This window comes from Verrucomicrobiota bacterium (assembly GCA_019247695.1).
Taxonomy (GTDB): domain Bacteria; phylum Verrucomicrobiota; class Verrucomicrobiia; order Chthoniobacterales; family JAFAMB01; genus JAFBAP01.
Window position 1 is genome coordinate 1 of record JAFBAP010000154.1, and the last position, 17,071, is coordinate 17,071.

18 protein-coding genes and 3 tRNA genes are annotated in these 17,071 nt (G+C 60.9%); 9 read left to right on the forward strand and 12 right to left on the reverse strand.

The genetic code is table 11. The features are described 5' to 3' along the window. Window positions 1-591 precede the first annotated feature (591 nt). The 4 genes from JO015_17745 (at window position 592) to JO015_17760 (ending at window position 4,111) form a co-directional block, all read left to right on the forward strand. Window positions 592-1,548: a thiamine pyrophosphate-dependent dehydrogenase E1 component subunit alpha gene (locus JO015_17745; protein ID MBW0000942.1), complete on the forward strand. Its 957-nt coding sequence runs from the start codon at window positions 592-594 to the stop codon at window positions 1,546-1,548. A gap of 1 nt (window position 1,549) precedes the next feature. Then, on the forward strand, window positions 1,550-2,515 hold the full coding sequence (locus tag JO015_17750) for an alpha-ketoacid dehydrogenase subunit beta (protein MBW0000943.1): 966 nt from the start codon (window positions 1,550-1,552) through the stop codon (window positions 2,513-2,515). A 13-nt stretch (window positions 2,516-2,528) separates the two neighbouring features. Beyond that, a complete protein-coding gene (locus JO015_17755; protein ID MBW0000944.1) occupies window positions 2,529-3,707 on the forward strand; it encodes a 2-oxo acid dehydrogenase subunit E2 in 1,179 nt (392 codons plus the stop codon). A 98-nt stretch (window positions 3,708-3,805) separates the two neighbouring features. Then, complete coding sequence (locus JO015_17760) at window positions 3,806-4,111, forward strand: hypothetical protein (protein ID MBW0000945.1); 306 nt, start codon at window positions 3,806-3,808, stop codon at window positions 4,109-4,111. A 284-nt stretch (window positions 4,112-4,395) separates the two neighbouring features. Here JO015_17760 and JO015_17765 read toward each other — a convergent pair. Next, window positions 4,396-4,468, reverse strand: a tRNA-Glu gene (locus JO015_17765). Between the two features lie 165 nt (window positions 4,469-4,633). On the opposite strand from JO015_17765, the gene JO015_17770 reads away from it, so the two are divergent. Further along, entirely contained in the window at window positions 4,634-5,065 is a 432-nt protein-coding gene (locus JO015_17770; protein MBW0000946.1) for a hypothetical protein, read from the forward strand. A 98-nt stretch (window positions 5,066-5,163) separates the two neighbouring features. Here the strand turns inward: JO015_17770 and JO015_17775 are convergent, their stop codons facing one another. Beyond that, the gene (locus tag JO015_17775) at window positions 5,164-5,799 is read right to left on the reverse strand and encodes a hypothetical protein (GenBank protein ID MBW0000947.1); all 636 of its coding nucleotides are present in this window, start codon (window positions 5,797-5,799) and stop codon (window positions 5,164-5,166) included. A 572-nt stretch (window positions 5,800-6,371) separates the two neighbouring features. On the opposite strand from JO015_17775, the gene JO015_17780 reads away from it, so the two are divergent. Beyond that, window positions 6,372-6,755 (forward strand): DUF4326 domain-containing protein, encoded by a 384-nt coding sequence (locus tag JO015_17780; GenBank protein ID MBW0000948.1) that lies wholly within the window; start codon window positions 6,372-6,374, stop codon window positions 6,753-6,755. A gap of 133 nt (window positions 6,756-6,888) precedes the next feature. On the opposite strand, the gene JO015_17785 is transcribed toward JO015_17780, so the two are convergent. The 3 genes from JO015_17785 to JO015_17795 form a co-directional block, all read right to left on the reverse strand. After that, a tRNA-Pro gene (locus tag JO015_17785) sits at window positions 6,889-6,962 on the reverse strand. 53 nt (window positions 6,963-7,015) lie between these two features. Further along, entirely contained in the window at window positions 7,016-7,978 is a 963-nt protein-coding gene (locus JO015_17790; protein MBW0000949.1) for a sugar-binding transcriptional regulator, read from the reverse strand. Between the two features lie 114 nt (window positions 7,979-8,092). After that, window positions 8,093-8,614: an NAD(P)H-dependent oxidoreductase gene (locus tag JO015_17795; protein MBW0000950.1), complete on the reverse strand. Its 522-nt coding sequence runs from the start codon at window positions 8,612-8,614 to the stop codon at window positions 8,093-8,095. A gap of 119 nt (window positions 8,615-8,733) precedes the next feature. Here JO015_17795 and JO015_17800 point away from each other — a divergent pair. From JO015_17800 to JO015_17810, 3 genes are all read left to right on the forward strand, one after another. Beyond that, window positions 8,734-8,810, forward strand: a tRNA-Pro gene (locus JO015_17800). Between the two features lie 12 nt (window positions 8,811-8,822). After that, entirely contained in the window at window positions 8,823-9,506 is a 684-nt protein-coding gene (gene trmD / locus JO015_17805; protein ID MBW0000951.1) for a tRNA (guanosine(37)-N1)-methyltransferase TrmD, read from the forward strand. A gap of 38 nt (window positions 9,507-9,544) precedes the next feature. Next, entirely contained in the window at window positions 9,545-11,686 is a 2,142-nt protein-coding gene (locus tag JO015_17810; protein MBW0000952.1) for a PBP1A family penicillin-binding protein, read from the forward strand. Window positions 11,687-11,864: 178 nt separating this feature from the next. On the opposite strand, the gene speA is transcribed toward JO015_17810, so the two are convergent. The 7 genes from speA to sixA all read right to left on the reverse strand — a co-directional run bounded on the left by speA (window position 11,865) and on the right by sixA (window position 17,067). Beyond that, complete coding sequence (gene speA / locus JO015_17815; protein ID MBW0000953.1) at window positions 11,865-13,793, reverse strand: biosynthetic arginine decarboxylase; 1,929 nt, start codon at window positions 13,791-13,793, stop codon at window positions 11,865-11,867. Window positions 13,794-13,879: 86 nt separating this feature from the next. Continuing rightward, entirely contained in the window at window positions 13,880-14,353 is a 474-nt protein-coding gene (locus JO015_17820; GenBank protein ID MBW0000954.1) for a bifunctional nuclease family protein, read from the reverse strand. 105 nt (window positions 14,354-14,458) lie between these two features. Then, a complete protein-coding gene (locus tag JO015_17825) occupies window positions 14,459-14,953 on the reverse strand; it encodes a DUF2017 family protein (protein ID MBW0000955.1) in 495 nt (164 codons plus the stop codon). Then, entirely contained in the window at window positions 14,950-15,228 is a 279-nt protein-coding gene (clpS, locus tag JO015_17830) for an ATP-dependent Clp protease adapter ClpS (protein ID MBW0000956.1), read from the reverse strand. Before clpS ends, JO015_17825 begins: the two co-directional genes overlap by 4 nt. Then, a complete protein-coding gene (locus JO015_17835; GenBank protein MBW0000957.1) occupies window positions 15,221-15,784 on the reverse strand; it encodes a hypothetical protein in 564 nt (187 codons plus the stop codon). The genes clpS and JO015_17835 overlap by 8 nt, the downstream gene beginning before the upstream one ends. Window positions 15,785-15,922: 138 nt before the next feature. Continuing rightward, a complete protein-coding gene (pgl, locus tag JO015_17840; GenBank protein MBW0000958.1) occupies window positions 15,923-16,603 on the reverse strand; it encodes a 6-phosphogluconolactonase in 681 nt (226 codons plus the stop codon). After that, window positions 16,600-17,067 carry a phosphohistidine phosphatase SixA gene (gene sixA / locus JO015_17845; protein ID MBW0000959.1) on the reverse strand — a complete coding sequence of 156 codons (468 nt, stop codon included), beginning with the start codon at window positions 17,065-17,067 and terminating at the stop codon, window positions 16,600-16,602. The genes pgl and sixA overlap by 4 nt, the downstream gene beginning before the upstream one ends. Between the last annotated feature and the right edge of the window lie 4 nt (window positions 17,068-17,071).

Below are 17,071 nucleotides of genomic sequence, written 5' to 3' on the forward strand. Positions count from 1 at the left end.
ACGACAGAGTTCACACGGCGAACACGGCGAGCCACGGCGACCACGGCGGGAAGAGGGGGAAAGAGTTCGGCGTTCGGGGCTCGGAGTTCGGAGGCGTCGTAGAACCGGGTCCGATCTTCCCCGAAGGTCGCGCTCACCCGGCGGAAAGACAGAATCATCCGCAGAACACGCAGAAGAACGCAGAAAAGAGAAAACATCCACAGATTACACAGATTGACACAGATTAAGGGGATCTGGCGACAACTCAAAGGTTGACACTCGCACCCGCTCCCCATGCTGCCGCTCCGAACTCCGAACTCCGAACTCCGAACTCCGAACTCCGAACTCCGAACTCCGAACTCCGAACTCCGAACCCTTTCCTCTTCCCGCCGTGTTCGCCGTGTGAACTCTTACGTGGTGGCCGCCGTGTCCGCCGTGTGAACTCTGTCGTCGTGCCCGCTTTCTCCCGCTGCGGCCGCCGTGCGACCGAAAGCCTTGCAAGCCGTGGGATTAAGTCGATAATCGGTGCTTATGTTGCATACCCTCAAGGAGCCGACGAGGGAAGTTGTTACTCCTGCATTTAAAGAGCAGTACATTAAGGCTTTCAACTGGATGATCCTGGCGCGAACCGTGGAGGAAAAGCTGGCCAATCTATGGCGCGCGGGCAAGGTTGCCGGCGGGGTGTATACCGGCAAGGGCCAGGAGGCGGTCAGCGTCGCGATCGGCATGGCACTGAAGCCGGGCGACTTGTTTGGGCCGGCCATACGTGACCAGGCCGGGCGGCTGGCCTTTGGAGAGCCTTTGCTTGATGCGGTTCGCACTTACCTCGGGTCACGGCTGGGGCCGATGCGCGGCCGGGACGGAAACGTTCACCGGGGCAGGCTGCGCGAGGGTACCTTCGCCATGATCAGCCACCTCGGCTCACTCGTATCGGTGGTGGCCGGGGCTTTGCTGGCGCGGCGCATGCGGGGCGAACAGAACGTGGTCGGGGCGACTTCGCTCGGCGACGGGGCGACTTCGACCGGTGCATTCCACGAAGGCCTGAATCTTGCCGCGGTTGAAAAGCTGCCCCTGGTTGTGGTGGTGACGAACAATCAGTACGCGTACTCTACTCCCAACGGCCGTCAGTTTGCCTGTCATGATTTGGTCGATCGTGCGATCGGGTACGGCGTCGAGGGTTACGCCATGGATGGGACCGACGTTAAGGAATGCCTGGAGATGGTTCACCACGCGGTCGGCCGGGCCCGCGAGGGCAACGGGCCGCAGTTGATCGTGGCGAATTGCCTCCGTTTGTCCGGGCACGCGGAGCACGACGACGCCAGCTACGTTGACCCGCACCTGTTTGCCAGCCCGCTTGGCCGGGACTGTATCGACGTGGCCAGAGACTATTTGCTCGAGCAGGGTTGGGCCGACGCCGAAACCGTTCGCCAATGGCGTGAACACGCCAAGGCTCAGGTCGAAGAGGTGGCTCTGAAAGCCCAGCGCGAATCCGGCCCCGATCCGGCCGACGAGGATTGGTGCGCCTACGCGACGAGGGGCTTTGCGAGATTGGAAGCGTCTGTTTCGTGAAATGAGCGTCACGTACCTGGAAGCGATTCGTGAGGCGCAGGCGGCTGCGTTGCGGAACGATCCTCGCGTTTATATCTACGGTCAGGATATCGGGCACCACGGCGGGGCCTTTAAGGCAACCAAAGACCTGGCCCGGCTCTTCCCGGGAAGGGTGCTCGATTCGCCGATCAGCGAAGATGCGATGGTAGGAAGTGCCGTCGGCGCCGCGATCGAGGGTATGCGCCCGGTCATCGAGATGCAGTTCGCAGATTTTTCTTCCGTCGGGTTCAACCAGATCGTAAATCAAGCCGCCACGCTCTATTGGCGAACGGGGGTTCCCTGCCCGATTACGATCCGGCTTCCGTCCGGAGGCAACCCCGGCAGCGGGCCATTTCACAGCCAGACGCTGGAGGCCATCTATTCACATTTTCCCGGGCTGGTGGTGATGACGCCCGCGACGGTCGAGGACGCTTATTCAATGCTCCTCGAAGCGATCCGATTGGATGATCCGGTCATTTATTGCGAGCATAAGTTCCTGTATAACCGTCTGAAAGCGGATTCTCTCCCCGAGGACAGCCTGCCGACGGGCCAGGCGCGCATTGCCCGGAGCGGGCGCGATGTGACGGTGGTGGCGTACAGCGCCATGGTGCACGAAGCGCTGGCTGCAGCGAACAAACTGGTTCAGGAGAACATCGAGGCCGAGGTCATCGATTTGCGTGCCGTGAAGCCCTTGGACGCCGATACGGTCCTGGCTTCCCTGGCAACCACCGGCCGCTTGCTCTGCGTGGCGGAAGCGTGGCCCTGGGGCGGGGTTAACGCGGAAGTCATCGCCCGCGTGGTGGCCGAAGGTTTCGAGTTCCTGGATGCACCGCCCATGCGGATCAACAGCCTCGATACACCCGTGCCGTATAACCCGAAACTTTGGGCGGCCCACAAACCCTCGGCTGAGCTGATCGCCCAAAAGATCCGGGAACTGCTCGCCTGGTAATCATTTTCCTCCTATGTCGCAAGTCCCCATCGTCATGCCTCAGCTCGGCGAATCGATCGCCGAAGCCACGATCATCCGGATTCACGTGTCTGCAGGCGAACCGGTCGAAGCCGAACAGGAAATCATGGAGGTGGAGACCAACAAAGCGGTGATGGCGATCACGGCGCCGTGCACCGGCACCATTGCGGAGATTGAAGCGGACGCCGGAGAGACGTACGCGGTCGGGACGGTGCTCGGGCACATCACCAGCGATTCTCCTCTGGAGGAGGTTTTCGAAACGCCTCTGGCCCCGAGCACGGCTCAGTTGTTCCGCATGGAACCGCCGACAAGCGCCCAGGCAGCGGCTGGAGCGGCCGTCAAACCTGTCCCAGCCTTACCGAAAAGCGGCAGCTTCGTTGCCCCACGGGTACGCGCGCGCCTGGACGAGGGGGCGTTGCACGCGTCGGAACTCGACGTGGTTGCCGGCACGGGACGCGCCGGGCGAGTCACCATCCGGGATTTTGAAAAGTACCTGGAGAGTTTTGACGGCCTTCCGAGCCGGAAGTGTTCGTCGCTTCGTCTCGGGGTCGCCGATTCCATGCGCCGAAGCTGGTCCCGCCCCCTGGCCACGGTCGGCACGCCTCTGAATCTGGAACCAATCCTTGCGCACCGGCGGCAAGGCGGCGCGAGTGCTGCCGGGGTCGCACTTTACCTGGTCCGGGCGCTCGGGATGGCCCTCGGTGAAAACCCCGGGTTTGCAGGCCGCATTTTAGCTGATCGCCTGGTGCTTCCCGAGTCCATCGACATCGGCGTGGCCGTGGAGGTGGAGGATGGCGTCATGGTGCCGGTCCTCCGCAAAGTGGACGCGACGGGTCTGGGACAGCTCGCCGAAAGCTACCGCGACCTGCTCAGCGCCGCCAAGGTCCGGCGGCTTCCTCCCGAAGCGCAAGGGCCCGCGGTGGCGTCAGTCACCAATTTCGGACCGCTTGGGATCACCTGGGGAACCCCGATTCCACTACCGTATGAAACACTCATCATCGGCCTCGGACGCGGGGAAATCCGTCCGTTCTGGGATCAGACGAAGCAGGCCTTCATCCCCCGACGGGAGGCAGAACTCACGGTCACGTTCGATCATCGCGTACTGGATGGCGGAGCGGCCGGTCGTCTCGTGGGACGACTCCTTGGATTGTTGGGCAAACCCGAACAGCTTTGAACCGATCTTTAACCGTTTCCGCACCGCGCTAAGATCAGCCGGGTAGAGGCCGCTCCACCCGGAATGGCAACGCGAGGCTCAAACCGACATGGACTGGTATGCCGATCCTGGTGCTCGTAACCGTTTCTGCCTACACCGATCGGGCTAAAAAGCTGGTGCGTTCAGCTGCCCTCCTGTTTGAAATACCTCCGGACGAGTCTGCCGATTCCCCCCACGCCACGGCCAAAGCGGCTCAATTGGCCGTTCGAAGCGCCACCGATCGACTGAATGAGATGTGGAACCTGGAACAAACGGCAACCGGACTCATCATCAGACACCTGATCGTCCCGTCCAAGCCGCCCTGGGCACAATTTCGCCCCGCAGACTGGCATTTACCCGGCGGGGTCGAAGTCTGGGTCAAGTGAGGAATGCCACAAATGCCACAAGCGGAAAAATACCCCAATTCAGCGGATACCCTGATTTGCAGCTTTCTCTGCCTTTTCAGCTGGCGGCGCTGGGTCCCTGCCATGAATCACGGAAACAGAAGAATGCCCCGACTTAGTTCCTCATCCGTGCGGCCTCAGGAACTAACGTTGCACTCGGGTTCTCCTCACTTACGGCATTTCACTCGACATCCGGCACCCGGCCCTCGCCGCTTCTGCATTTGAGGGGTTTTTCCGATTGTGGCATTTGTGGCATTTCCGTGAAGCAGCGCGTACGGGATTCGAACCCGTGTACCAGCCTTGAGAGGGCTGTGTCCTAGGCCTCTAGACGAACGCGCCATTCTTAATGAACACCTTAAACACCTTGAACAACCCGTGGTGACCTTGCCGTTGTCTCCCCTGTATTTAGGCGAGACCGGCAAAACTGCAAAGACATTCGGTATCGGTTGCCGATCATGATAACTTCGGGTGACTCCGCCGCTCAGGTGCGGTAACGTCAGCCGCATGGAAATCGACTGGAACACCGTTTCGGCGGTCGCCACCGTGGTCGCGGCGATTGGTTCGTTTGTGGCTGCAAGCATCGCCGTTTTCACCGCGTCATCTGCGAGGAGACAAGCGGAGAGCACGCAAAAGCTGATAATGGAACAGAGCAGGGTTTTGTTAGAAGCCGCCAAGGCGAATGCCCTCGCTACCCGATTGCGCTACTATGAGGAGCAACGCAGCCGGGCGATGCGGACGGTCCAGGGCTCGAGTTTGAAGCAGTTGACGGATGAACAGGAACATCTCGTGTACCAGCTCGATGAGGTTCTCAACCAGCTGGGGGTAGGGATAAACCGCGAGTCAGCCCATTCACCCCATAATGAACTGGCGAAACGGGTTCGCGCCGACCGGCAACCGGCTGACGCTGAGGCAGCAGCTTCCGGGACCCGCGAGTAGCGGCCGGCCGGCCTCTCGGGCGGGACGCAAGGGGCTTGCATTGGCCGGTACCGGCGGCTCTGAGCGCAGCGGCGTGCAACGAAGGCGCGCAGCGGCGGTCATTGTGACGCGCGTGCGTTCTTCGCGTTGGCCTTGCGCTTGTCGAGTTCGCGCAGCGGAATCGTGCGACGGATATTCGCCTGAGTCATAAGGCCTACCTGTCCCCACTCGAAGCCGTTGATCATTCCGGCCAGGCGCGGCTCCAGTCTTCGCATGCGCGCCCCGAGGTAATGGTAATAGAGCCTGAGGTATTGCCGCCTGTCTTCAAAGGTGGCGGCGCGACCCGCGTAGTACTGGAGTGAGATCGCGTAAGGATCCCGCTCGGCCAGGGTACGAATTTCCCGGAAGCGAATTGCATCCTTAATCTTTTGCCCGGCGCTCGACTCGGTGGTCGGGGGAATGGTGCCTTGCGGTACAGGCCCGCCGGGCAGCAAATCGAACGGGTTCGGTGCCGGCGTGCGGCGCGGCTGGGGCAGGGCGTTGGTTTCGGGCAGCAAGTCCGGGGCAGTGCTCTCCGGAGGGGTAGGCAGGGGCGTCATCAACGGCTCCGGGAGAGCGGGCGCTTCGGCCGCGGGAGTGGTGGTGCCGGTCGCCTCCGGCACCGGCGTTGGCTCCTGCGCATGGCTGACGCCGAGGACGCCTGAGAGAGCGACACCAAACAGACTTCCGAGCCAAAACCTAGCCGCCTTTGCCATCAGTCGGGCAGCTTAGCGAAGCCGCGGCCGAAAGAAAGCATGGACCGAAAAATTTGACGCTAAATCGTCCGGGACCATCGACGAGAGCGCTCGCGCCCTATGCGGTTCGGAGGGCGTAAGGGGTTGTTCTTTGCCTTACCCTCCACTTCCTGCCCGCGGCACCCCTGCCTTTATTTTCCCCTACCCCCGCCAACGTGCAGCATCTTGGGTAGGTGGGTAGGTGTTAGGTCCCGCAGGATTAACCGTTCGTAGTTGGCAACCCCCTGAATTGGACGTGAAACAAACAGTTAGGATTTTCAGCGCCTTCTACCTTGATACCCTTCTCAGGAGAGGCAAGCGTACAAAGCCGAGCCCCTGAATGCGCCGGGCGTCGTGCCCTCAGCAGGAGTCGGACCCGCGCTGCCGTCAGAGCTCATCTTCGCCGTAGGATTATATTACCGCACGGCGCCGCCCGAGGGTGCCGCGGTCCTCGGGGCGGGGCCGATGCCGGCGGTTCAAATGTGGCCGGCCAAATTTTATTGCTTGGGCCTTTTGCGGGCTTTGGTTAATCTCTCAGTCCCCCTTGTAAACCGATGACCCCTTTTACCGTGCCCGAACGGATCCAGCTCAAACGCATCAAGGGCTGGCGCCTGCCCCCCAATTGCGTTGTGGTCAGCCGGCCAAGCCCTTTCGGCAACCCTTTCACCCTTGAAGACGTCATCCTGGAGCGCGGGGGCGAGCTCAACCCCCGGGTGGCGCGGGCCGAGGCGGTCCGGCGCCTCAAGGTTTGGCTTGGGCTGGAATCAGACCCCAGCGGGCGGTTCGCCGGCCTCTATCCTGACCGTCGAGCCGCGGTGCTGCGACGCTTGCCGGAACTTCGGGGCAGGCGTTTGGCCTGTTGGTGCCCGCTCGTCTACCCGGATGGCTCCCGTTGCCCGTGCCACGCGGACGTTCTACTCGAGCTCGCCAACCGGTAACAGCCCTCAGGCGTGATCCCAGGACCATTCACGCCGGTGTGCACCCCGGTTGAGCCGGGGTGGGTGTTTGCCCCGGAAGGGCACCTGACCTTAGCGCGGCACTACCCTCGCAACTTCCTCAACCTCAGGGAAATCGGGCCGGCGGGATTTGAACCCACGACCTCTTGAACCCCATTCAAGCGCACTACCAAGCTGTGCTACGGCCCGGAGGAAATGAGGCGGAAAAGGTGGGCTGAAGGTAAGGTTTTTGCAAGCGCAAACTAATCCCGCGCCTCGAGCAAGCGGCGGGCGCAACCTTCATCGGTAACCAGCCCATTGATCCAGCCCCCGCGCACGGCCCCTGAAACGGCGCGGACCTTGCGAATCCCCGCGGCGAAGGCAATGACCGGCCGGCTGGGCGGAGACCGCAGGGGAACGCTGGTCACCCTCGCATGCGTGCCGGCCTTGACGATCTGGCCCTGGAGATTAAAAGCCCAGCCCATGATTTCACCAACGGCGCCGGCCTGCTGGAGTTCGATCACCTCCTCCTTGGTGACGAATCCATCCCTTTGGACCGGGCATCCCGGGCCGATCTCCCCGACCCCGACGAAGGCGACGTCCGCCTGAGCGGAAAGGTTCTCGACGACGCGATAGAGCCGATGATGGCACCATTGTTTCCTCTCCTCCGGCGAATCGGCGAACATAGGGGCCGGCAGCAGAAAATATTTGCTTCCGGTCTTTTCGGCCGCGCGGAGGGTGACATCGTACCGGTTGCTCGAACCGTCCTTGGCGAACGCACCCACAAGCGAGACAAGACGATGCTGAGGCCGCGGGATCTCGGAAAGCTCCTCAACCACGGCCTTGAGCGTACGTCCCGTGCTCAGGGCGATAACCTTCGGTTCTCTCGCCGAGAAGTACGTTTCCATGACCTGGGATCCCGTTACGGCGAGTTTGCGTAACAGGTGCTCCGTGCCGTCACCGTTCGTGGGTACGATTTCACAGAGGCTCAGGTTGAATCGACGGCAGAGCTGATCCGCCAGTTCGACGCAATCCGCAATGCGGTGGTGCACCCGCACTTTGACGATTCCTTTTGCCAGCGCCATGGCGACCAGCCGCTGCGCTGCCGGACGAGATATCTTGAGCTTGCGGGCGATCGTCTCCTGCGTATTTCCGGCAACGTAGTAGAGCCACGCGGCGCGGGCCGCGAGATCAATCTTTTCGTCCTGTCTTGAAGACGCCGACATGCAGTTCTGGGTTTATTAAGGCGGAAAAACGGCCGCAGGCGCAAGCCATCTCGTATCCAACCGCTTCGGCCAGGCAGGAATCACCGCGCCAGCCGTCGTTCCCGGGGTTTTCATTCATGCGTACCGGATTCGGGTGGACATCTCGCCCAGTTCCAGGAGACGGCGCTTGATTTCCTCAGAAACAAGTTGCCCGTCATCAAAATCCGCACCGGTGGCAAAGACAAAGCGGGGGATGACCAGGCACCGGAAATCAAGCATGAGGCTGTTGGCAAACGCCATGACGGACATGTAACTGGTGTAACCCCCGGCCGCACAGGCGAAACCGACGATTTTGCTTTCCCACGCCTGGCCGGTGAGCTCGAGCAAATTCTTGACCGTAGCGCTCAGGTCGTAGTTGTAAATCGGCGCAGCCACCACGATCACCCGGGCCGCCGCCACGATCTGATTGCACCGGATCACCTCGGGATGCCCGTAAGCCGCGTCGCCGTCGCACAGCGGCAGGTCAAACTCACGCAGATCCAGAATTTCCGCTTCAAGCGCATTCGTCTCGTAATAGTCCAGCAGGTACGAAGCAAGCATCCGGCTGCGGCTCTGCGGCTTGCGCGATCCCGCTACAACGAGGTATTCAGAAGCCATGCGCACACTTAAGGGCGAACTTGTTTGCAAGCGCAAGTATTTGCGGCCGGTCGCCCGGTGATAAAAATTGTTCGTCAAAGGCGGGGCGTGCGTTATGGTAGCGCCCTTCGCATCAGTTTCGGGGCGTAGCTTAGCTTGGTAGAGCGCCTGCTTTGGGAGCAGGAGGTCGCGCGTTCAAATCGCGCCGCCCCGACCACTCGTAACCATGCTGCGGATCGACGTCCTTACCCTGTTTCCCGGGCTCATCGAAGGGGCTTTTCGGGAAAGCATGCTGGGGAAAGCCCAGGAGAACCGGCTGATTCAGATTCAATGCCATAATCTGCGGCGCTGGGCGCCCGGGCGGCACCGCGTCACCGATGAGCCGCCGTACGGCGGCGGCCCCGGCATGGTTATGAAAATCGAGCCGATTTCCGGCGCGATTGATGAACTGCGAACGGAGGAAACGTACACCATCCTCATGGGCCCGGCCGGTCGCAGGTTCGACCAGGAGCACGCCAGGCGCCTCACGAATAAAGCCCACCTGATTCTCGTCTGCGGACATTACGAGGGAGTGGATCACCGCGTGGCTGAACACCTGGTCGACGAGGAGCTTTCAATCGGGGACTATATCCTGACGAACGGTGCGATTGCCGCTGCCGTCGTCGTCGATGCGGTTTGCCGGCTGGTGCCCGGCGTTCTCGGCAGCGGAGAGTCGGCCGGTGAGGAATCATTCTCACACGATCTCCTGGAATACCCGCAGTACACGCGTCCGGCAGAGTTTGCCGGCTGGCGCGTGCCGGACATCTTGCTATCGGGAAATCATGAGGGAATCCGGCAATGGCGAAGGGAACAGGCGCTGAAAATGACCCGGGAGCGGCGGCCTGACCTTTTGGGCGACAGCGAAAAGATGTAAAGTCAAGGGAAAGGGTGTCCTGACGCTGAAGGGGAACCGTGATCAAATTATTTTCCAAAAGAGAGCCGCGCAACCACCGCAAGCTTCTTTTCTTTTTTGTCTTGGGAACGGCCGGAGTGATCGCGGCGGCCCTGGTATTCGCTTTCTATTTCTGCTGGTCCCTCCGCTTTGATTTGAAGCAGGTCGGCGAGATCCCGGAGCGCTCCTGGATCTACGACATGGACGGCAAGCTGTACACACGATTGTACGGCGAGAACCGGATCCTGGTCGAGCCGGGCAAAGTTTCGCCCTGGTTCAAAAAAGCGTTGCTTGCGCGGGAAGACACCCGCTTTTACAAACATCATGGCGTCGATTTTGTCGGCATCGCTCGTGCCATGGTCCGCGACGTGACGCACGCCTCGATCCGCGAAGGCGGGAGTACCATCACCCAGCAACTGGCGCGCAACAGTTTTCCGCTAGGGGGCCGGAACCTGAACCGCAAGATTCTGGAGGCCTTTGTGGCCTGGCGGATTGAACGCGCGTATTCCAAGGATCAAATTCTCGGGTTTTACCTCAACCGCATTTACTTCGGGTCCGGCGATTACGGCCTCGAAACGGCGTCGCAGGCATATTTTGGGAAGGGCGCGGCCAACCTGACGCTGCCTGAAGCGGCCCTGCTGGCGGGGCTGATACGGAGCCCGAACCGGTACTCGCCCCTGCGCAATCCCAAAGGGGCTGTCGAGCAGCGGAACGAGGTGCTGGACCGCATGGCGGAGCTCAAGGTCGTTTCCGCCGCTGAGGCTGACCAAGCCAGGCACGCCGCCCTCAAGCTGGCGACCCGGCGCTCCCCTGCCCCGCAGCAGAACTATGCGATGGATGCGCTTTACCGCGAGTTGCAGGGGTTGGTCAGCCAGGACGCCATCGATGGCGGCGGGCTCCGCATCTACACCACGCTCGACCCGGCGCTGCAGTCGATCGCGGACGAGGCCGTCGACGTTTCCCTTAAGCAGGTCGAAGGCAAATCCGGGTACGGCCGTCCGACCAAGGCCCAGTACGATGCCAAACCCCACAGTGACGAAGACGCGACGACCTACCTGCAGGGAGCCGCGGTGGTCCTGGATAACCGGTCCGGCGCGGTCCGCGCCCTGGTCGGGGGGCGCGATTACCACGAAAGCAAGTATAATCGTGCGTTGCAGGCCAACCGGCAGGTCGGCTCCACGTTTAAGCCGTTCGTGTACGCCGCAGCCTATGCCCGCGGGATGATGCCGGGTTCAAGCATCAATGATGGGCCGATCGTCAAAGGCGAGATTGCAGAGGCGCCAACCTGGAATCCGGCTAACTCCGACCGGAATTTCGGCGGGATGCGGCCGGCCCGGGACGGGCTGATCTTCTCGCGAAACACGATGACCGTCCGCGTGGGGGAACTCGCTACGCTGGATCGAGTACGCGCACTCGGGTTGGCGGCCGGGTTTGCCAAAGATATCCCGCGGTTTCCATCGGCTTACCTGGGCGCCTTCGAATCCGACCTGAAAGACATCACGGCCGCGTACAGCGCCCTGGCGGCGGGCGGAGTCCGGCGCGAGCCCTACCTGGTCGAACGCATTGACGACGCCGATGGCCATATCCTGTACCAGGCACACCCGGACCAGAAGCAGGTGTTATCGCCCGCGGTCGCCTGGATGATCTCGGAAACGTTGCGCGGCGTCATCGAACGCGGAACGGCGGCACCGGCCAAGGGCATGGGGCTGGATCGCTACGCCGCCGGTAAAACCGGTACGACCGACGATTACAAGGATGCCTGGTTTCTCGGGTACACCAACTCGCTCACCTGTGGCGTCTGGGTCGGCTTCGACCAGCCTCAAACGATCCAGGCGCGCGGCTACGGGGCCACGCTTGCACTGCCCATCTGGGTCAGGATCATGGAAAAGGCAGGACGCCAAAAGTATCCGGACGGCGAATTCGTCTGTCCGGAACCGCTGGTGCACACCAGGCTTTGTTCGATCTCAAACCAGATTGCCACGCCCGCTTGCGATGCAGCCGGAACCGCCTACGATATCATGCTTCCGCAATCGATGTGTCCGCAGCAGTCCTGCCCGGCTCACCGGGGCGAACCGGTGCCGCTGCAGACCGAGGACCGGCCGGAAGACGATAATTTGGCGAGGCGGGTATTCCGAACTTTCCGGCACTTATTCGGCGGCTAACGAGATTCGGCGTTCGGCGCTCGGCGACGGAACTCACACGGCGGTCCACAGCGGCAAGAAGAGTTCAGAGTCCGGCACTCGGTTGGGAATGTCGAGTCCGGGGTCTCTGGATCCTTCTGCATGTTCTTCATACGGGCTGCACGCATCACATAGCGTCTCCGAACCCCGAACACCGAACTCAGAATTTATCCGAGCTGGTGCCAAACGTCAGGTACGGGTAACCGTTCAGTGCGCGCTCATACGAACTTAACATCCGCATCGCCTCCGTCGGTTTCAGCCGGTCGGATTTGATTGCGGCATCCAGCTGTTTTTTGAGCCGGCGCACGAGCTCGTTATTTTCCCATTGTGTAAGCGAGAGCACATTGCCGATGGTGCTACCCTCGATCACTTCCTCGATGTACCAGCCGGACTCCTCGTGTTCGTCCAGGAACAGGTGCACTTCGTTCACCCGGCCAAACAGGTTGTGCAGGTCGCCCATGATGTCCTGATACGCGCCCAGGAGGAAAAATCCGAGGTAGTAAGGCTCGCCGGGCCGCACCCGATGAAGCGGCAGGGTTTCCTTTACGTCCTGCAGGTCGATAAACTTATCTACCTTGCCGTCCGAATCGCACGTGATGTCGACCAGCGTGCCGTTGCGATCGGGCGGCTCATCGAGGCGATGAACGGGCATGATGGGAAACAGGTGGCCTAGCGCCCAGTGGTCCAGGAGCGATTGGAACACCGAAAAGTTGCAAAGGAACTGGTCGCCCAACGAGGTTTCGAGTTCTTTGATTTCATCCGGCACATAACGCATGCCGCGGCACAACTCGACGATGGAGCGCGCGACCTGCCAGTAAATCGTCTCGATTTTGGCTTTGCTTTCGAGATCAAGCAAGCCGAGTTCAAACATTGATTGCGCCTGTTCTTTCACCTGCTGAGCGTCGTGGAGGTTCTCCATCCGGTTCTGCTTGGTGAGCGTCCGCTGGATCTCGATAATTTCCTGCAGCAGTTTCGGGTCCGACGACTTAATCTCGAGGGAAAGGTCAGCCGGTCCTTTTTCGATCGCGCCAAGCGCTTCGACCACCAGGACGGAATGGTGAGCGACGATCGCCCTTCCGCTTTCGCTCACGATCGTCGGGTGCGGGACCTTCTCGGAGTCGCATACGTCCATGATGTTGTAGACCACATCGCGCGCGTACTCCTGCAAGGTATAGTTTATGGAACTGACAAACGCCGTCCTGGAACCGTCGTAGTCCACCCCGAGTCCGCCGCCGACGTCCATGAACTCCATCGGGTGCCCCATCTGATGAAGTTTGGCGTAGAAGCGGGCCGCCTCACGCACCGCGCGCTTGATCACGCCGATGTCGGGCACTTGCGAACCCACATGAAAGTGTACCAGACGAAATGCCTCTGTCAGGCCTTGCGCCTTGAGGTAGGTGCTCGCCGCTACCAGATCCGCCGTGGACAGGCCGAACTTGGCGTTTTCGCCGCCGCTGGTAGCCCATCTTCCGGAGCTCTTGGCCTGCAACCGGACGCGCAACCCAAGCAGCGGCAGGACATTAAGCTCTTTGGAGATCTGCACGATCTGCTGGATCTCCTCGAGTTTCTCGACCACCATAATCACCTGTTTGCCCAGCTTGTTGCCGAGCAGCGCCGTCTGGATAAAGGCCGCGTCTTTGTAGCCGTTGCAGATGATCAGGCTATCCGGATCCTCATGGGCGGCCACCGCGGCGATGAGTTCAGGTTTGCTGCCCGCTTCGAGGCCGAAATGGAATGGGCGGCCGGCGTCCAGAATCTCTTCCACGACCTCACGCAGCTGATTGACCTTGATCGGAAACACCCCTTTGTAGGTGTTGCGATAACCCGCTTCCGCAATCGCCGCGCCAAAGGCACGGTTGATCGTCTCAACGCGGTTACGGAGCAGATCCTGAAATCGGATCACGAGCGGGAAGGTCAATTTGCGATCCCGGGCTTCTTGAATCACCTCCATCAGATCGACCGCCAGGTTTTCGTTCTGGGTCGGCATGACCTGAACGTTCCCGTGCCGATTGATCGTAAAATAGCCGTTGCCCCACCGATCAACGTTATACAGCGCAATGGCCGAAGGTATGTCCCAGATTTCAGACATGATTGCGCCAACGTATTGGGCGCACCCTCCGATTGCAACGAACAGGTCCAAAAAATCTGGACCGGCCGTGCCCGATTCCGCAGGGGTTACTCTTCCTCTTCTTCTTCGCCCGTTTCGGTGCTTTCCTCTTCCATTTTCCGCAGCACCTCGGACATGTCCTCCACCTCGTCCCAGACCTCCCTGCTCACATAAAGCGGTGAGTTTTGCTGGGTCGCCATGGCGATGCAATCGCTGGGCCGGGCATCGATCTCGATGATCTTTTTCTGATGCAGCTCGTTTTCGGCGCTCAGAATCATCCGCGCGAAGTAAGTGCCGCGCTTCAGGTCATTGATGATGATCCGCTCGACCTGTGCGCCCAATGCGCGGAGGATGTTCGCCAGCAGGTCATGCGTCAACGGCCGCTCTTTTTGCGTTCCCCGCATGAACATCGTGATAGCCGCGCCGACGCTTTGATCGACGTAGATCACGAAAACCTTTTCCGGATTGCCGAGGAACACCGCGCACCCACCGCTGGTCGGGATGACGGCTCGCACCTGCACCTCTACAACCGCTTTACTCATGACAGCAGCCTAGCCACGGAAAGTCAGCAACGTCAACGGTTCGACCGTTTAAATCCGCCGCCCGCAAGCCCGGCCGCCGGAAACCGTTGCGAAAACGGTGGATGCTCATCTCAGGCGGCCCTCAAGCGCCTCAATCAAGCGCTCCTGGATGGCGGCGTAAAAATTGATCTGCAGCAACGCAAGGTCACGTCGCGAAAAGATGACGGGCGGCTCATACTGGAGCAACTCGGTGTCGGTGAATTCGTAGCGGGTTGCGAGAACCAACCGGGCCTGGTTCAACACGTTCAGCCAGGCATCGGCGTGCGCCAGGGGGAGCGACAGCGTGGCGAAACCACGTCGCTCCCGAATCAGCGCCAGATCTTCCTCAACGACTCGCCGCGAGGAAAGGAACAGGTGTTCCAGGTCGGGACGAACCAGTTCCTCCCAGTCGGCGGCGAGGCCGGCTTCGGCGCTGCCGCCCGGGTCCGGGTACAACCGCGACTTTACCTTCGGATCGTCCTCGCCCTGGGTCGCGGCCGGAATCTGCTTCAGGAGTTCCGCTTCGATCGGTTCAACCTGGCTGAAATCGATTTTTTCGCCTTTCCCGCGGTTGATCCTCATTGCTCTGCCTTTTCCAACGTCGCCAGGAGCAGATAACTATGAAGGTGCTGCACGAACAACTCAGCCTTTTCCCGGGCGCCCGTCCAAAGAATAGACCGTCCCCGGTGATGCACCTCGAGCATGTGGCGCTCGGCCCGGTCCCGTGAATACCCGAAGACGCGCTGGAAGACCATCGTGACGTAACTCATCAGGTTTACGGGGTCGTTATGGACGACCACATTCCAGGGTAAATCCAGCGCGATTTTCGCCTTTTTCTCGGCCAGCGTTTCAGCCATAACGCGGCGCACCTCCTTGGGCGCGGATCAGGTTATCACCGAGCGCAGCGTTTACTGCCGGGACGGCCAGGTTCATTGCCCGGTCAACCGAGGCGGCAGGGCAGCCGCCGCTGAATAACTCCTGCATCAAATAAGCCAGGAGCGCCGTTCGCAGCGGGACCGAGAAGCCTGCTGCCCGAAGCACAAAAAACGTGGCGAAATGTCCCGGAACCCTCCCGGCGCGTACCTCCGCGGCGAACCGCTCCTGAATGCGGTCACTTAGGGGCGGCTTTTGAAAGAGGAGCACGGACCCGGCATTGAGGCTGCGGGCGCGTTCGGCGGGTGAAAGCTGAGCATCCAGTGCCGCGGCCGTTCCGCACAATTCACGCAGCGCCTGCGCCTGGGCGGACTGGAAACCTGCGATCAGATGCGGCAACAGGACAGGCTGGAAGCGGAGGCGCACCCATTGCTGCCAGGATTCCGTTACCTCGGCGGGCGACCCCGGCGCCCAGGTGATTTGACCAACTGCACCCGCGTTCGGATTACAGCGATAAACGATCTCGATCAATTGCTGCATGCACCCTGTAAGAACCAATACACTCGGATCTTACCACGCTTGCGGGTGAGCGCCACTTCCTCTGAGAAACCGGCACGGACTCCCCGCCCGCTCATCGCGCAGGGCCGGCAAAACGATGCCCGACGGCAACGGCCTCGCCTACGTCCCGATGAACCAAAGAAGCGCTCCCGTCGCAGGCTGGACGGCGGATGCGGGATAAACCGGATCGCGCCGCAAGACAGCCTCGATGATGTGCGCCTTCTTGGGATCGTTAACCAGGAACGCAACTTTGCGCGCCGCATTGATCAACGGGTAGGTCGTCGTGATCCGGTAGGTATTGAATTTCGGAACGAAATTGGCCACCACGCTTCGCTGCGTCTCCGTCAGAGCCTTGGTGTCGGGAAACAACGAAGCGGTATGCCCATCGTCGCCGAGCCCCAATAAAATCAGGTCGTGCCGGTACGTCTGTTCGCCAAAACGCATGGCCACCTGCTGCAGGATGTTTTCGTATTCCAGGGCGGCTTCTTCGGGCGGATGGTCTCCATGCATCCGCAGAACTTCACCCGGCGTGGTGACCAAGAGAAACGCTTCGGAAGCCATCCGAAAATTGCTCTGTGGATCGTCGGGCGGCACGCAGCGTTCGTCGCCGAAGGTGATAATCCATTTAGACCACTCGCAGTCGAGCAAAGCTAACGCGGCATAGACCGCCCGCGGGGTGTTTCCTCCGCTCAGGGCCAAACGGAAATGGCCGTACTCATCAACGGCTTGTCTCGCACAGTCCGCGATGAAATGGGCGGCATCGTCTGCAAAGGACGTGGTGCGAATGATTTCAGGCTTCATAGCAAGTTCACTGGAACAAGGAAATCGAGGGTCGCAAGTTCAAGTTTTGCTTCTTCAAAACACAGGCGCAAAAGCGTCGCTTTCTTCACCCGCACCCGCTCCGGCTCGCACCCGAGCAGGTCGGCAACCGCCCGGCTGAGATCGGGTTCGTGGCCTACAATCAAGAGGCTGTCGCAAGACTGGTGCTCCCGCAAAAAAGCGCGCAACCGTCCCGGCGTCATCCCGGAAGCCAGATCGCGACTGGTTTTGACCTCCGTAGCGAGCGGTTTGGCCAGGAACTCCGCCGTTTGCACGGCCCTGACGAGCGGGCTGCTGAAGATCGGACCCACGTCAAGCTCCTGTTCCGCACAGAACCGTCCGATCTTCGCTGCCTGCCGTTCGCCTTTTGGGGTCAGGCGACGCTCCGCGTCCGTGGTCTTCGTGGGTTCCGCATCGGCGTGCCTCACAATGTAGAGCTGCTGCATGGGT

Excerpts from the sequence above, each read along its gene's own strand:
- JO015_17745 (MBW0000942.1), top strand. The coding sequence starts at position 592 with ATGATCCTGGCGCGAACCGTGGAGGAAAAGCTGGCCAATCTATGGCGC.
- JO015_17750 (MBW0000943.1), top strand. The coding sequence starts at position 1,550 with ATGAGCGTCACGTACCTGGAAGCGATTCGTGAGGCGCAGGCGGCTGCG.
- JO015_17755 (MBW0000944.1), top strand. The coding sequence starts at position 2,529 with ATGTCGCAAGTCCCCATCGTCATGCCTCAGCTCGGCGAATCGATCGCC.
- JO015_17760 (MBW0000945.1), top strand. The coding sequence starts at position 3,806 with ATGCCGATCCTGGTGCTCGTAACCGTTTCTGCCTACACCGATCGGGCT.
- JO015_17770 (MBW0000946.1), top strand. The coding sequence starts at position 4,634 with ATGGAAATCGACTGGAACACCGTTTCGGCGGTCGCCACCGTGGTCGCG.
- JO015_17775 (MBW0000947.1), bottom strand. The coding sequence starts at position 5,799 with ATGGCAAAGGCGGCTAGGTTTTGGCTCGGAAGTCTGTTTGGTGTCGCT.
- JO015_17780 (MBW0000948.1), top strand. The coding sequence starts at position 6,372 with ATGACCCCTTTTACCGTGCCCGAACGGATCCAGCTCAAACGCATCAAG.
- JO015_17790 (MBW0000949.1), bottom strand. The coding sequence starts at position 7,978 with ATGTCGGCGTCTTCAAGACAGGACGAAAAGATTGATCTCGCGGCCCGC.
- JO015_17795 (MBW0000950.1), bottom strand. The coding sequence starts at position 8,614 with ATGGCTTCTGAATACCTCGTTGTAGCGGGATCGCGCAAGCCGCAGAGC.
- speA (MBW0000953.1), bottom strand. The coding sequence starts at position 13,793 with ATGTCTGAAATCTGGGACATACCTTCGGCCATTGCGCTGTATAACGTT.
- JO015_17820 (MBW0000954.1), bottom strand. The coding sequence starts at position 14,353 with ATGAGTAAAGCGGTTGTAGAGGTGCAGGTGCGAGCCGTCATCCCGACC.
- JO015_17825 (MBW0000955.1), bottom strand. The coding sequence starts at position 14,953 with ATGAGGATCAACCGCGGGAAAGGCGAAAAAATCGATTTCAGCCAGGTT.
- clpS (MBW0000956.1), bottom strand. The coding sequence starts at position 15,228 with ATGGCTGAAACGCTGGCCGAGAAAAAGGCGAAAATCGCGCTGGATTTA.
- JO015_17835 (MBW0000957.1), bottom strand. The coding sequence starts at position 15,784 with ATGCAGCAATTGATCGAGATCGTTTATCGCTGTAATCCGAACGCGGGT.
- pgl (MBW0000958.1), bottom strand. The coding sequence starts at position 16,603 with ATGAAGCCTGAAATCATTCGCACCACGTCCTTTGCAGACGATGCCGCC.
- sixA (MBW0000959.1), bottom strand. The coding sequence starts at position 17,067 with ATGCAGCAGCTCTACATTGTGAGGCACGCCGATGCGGAACCCACGAAG.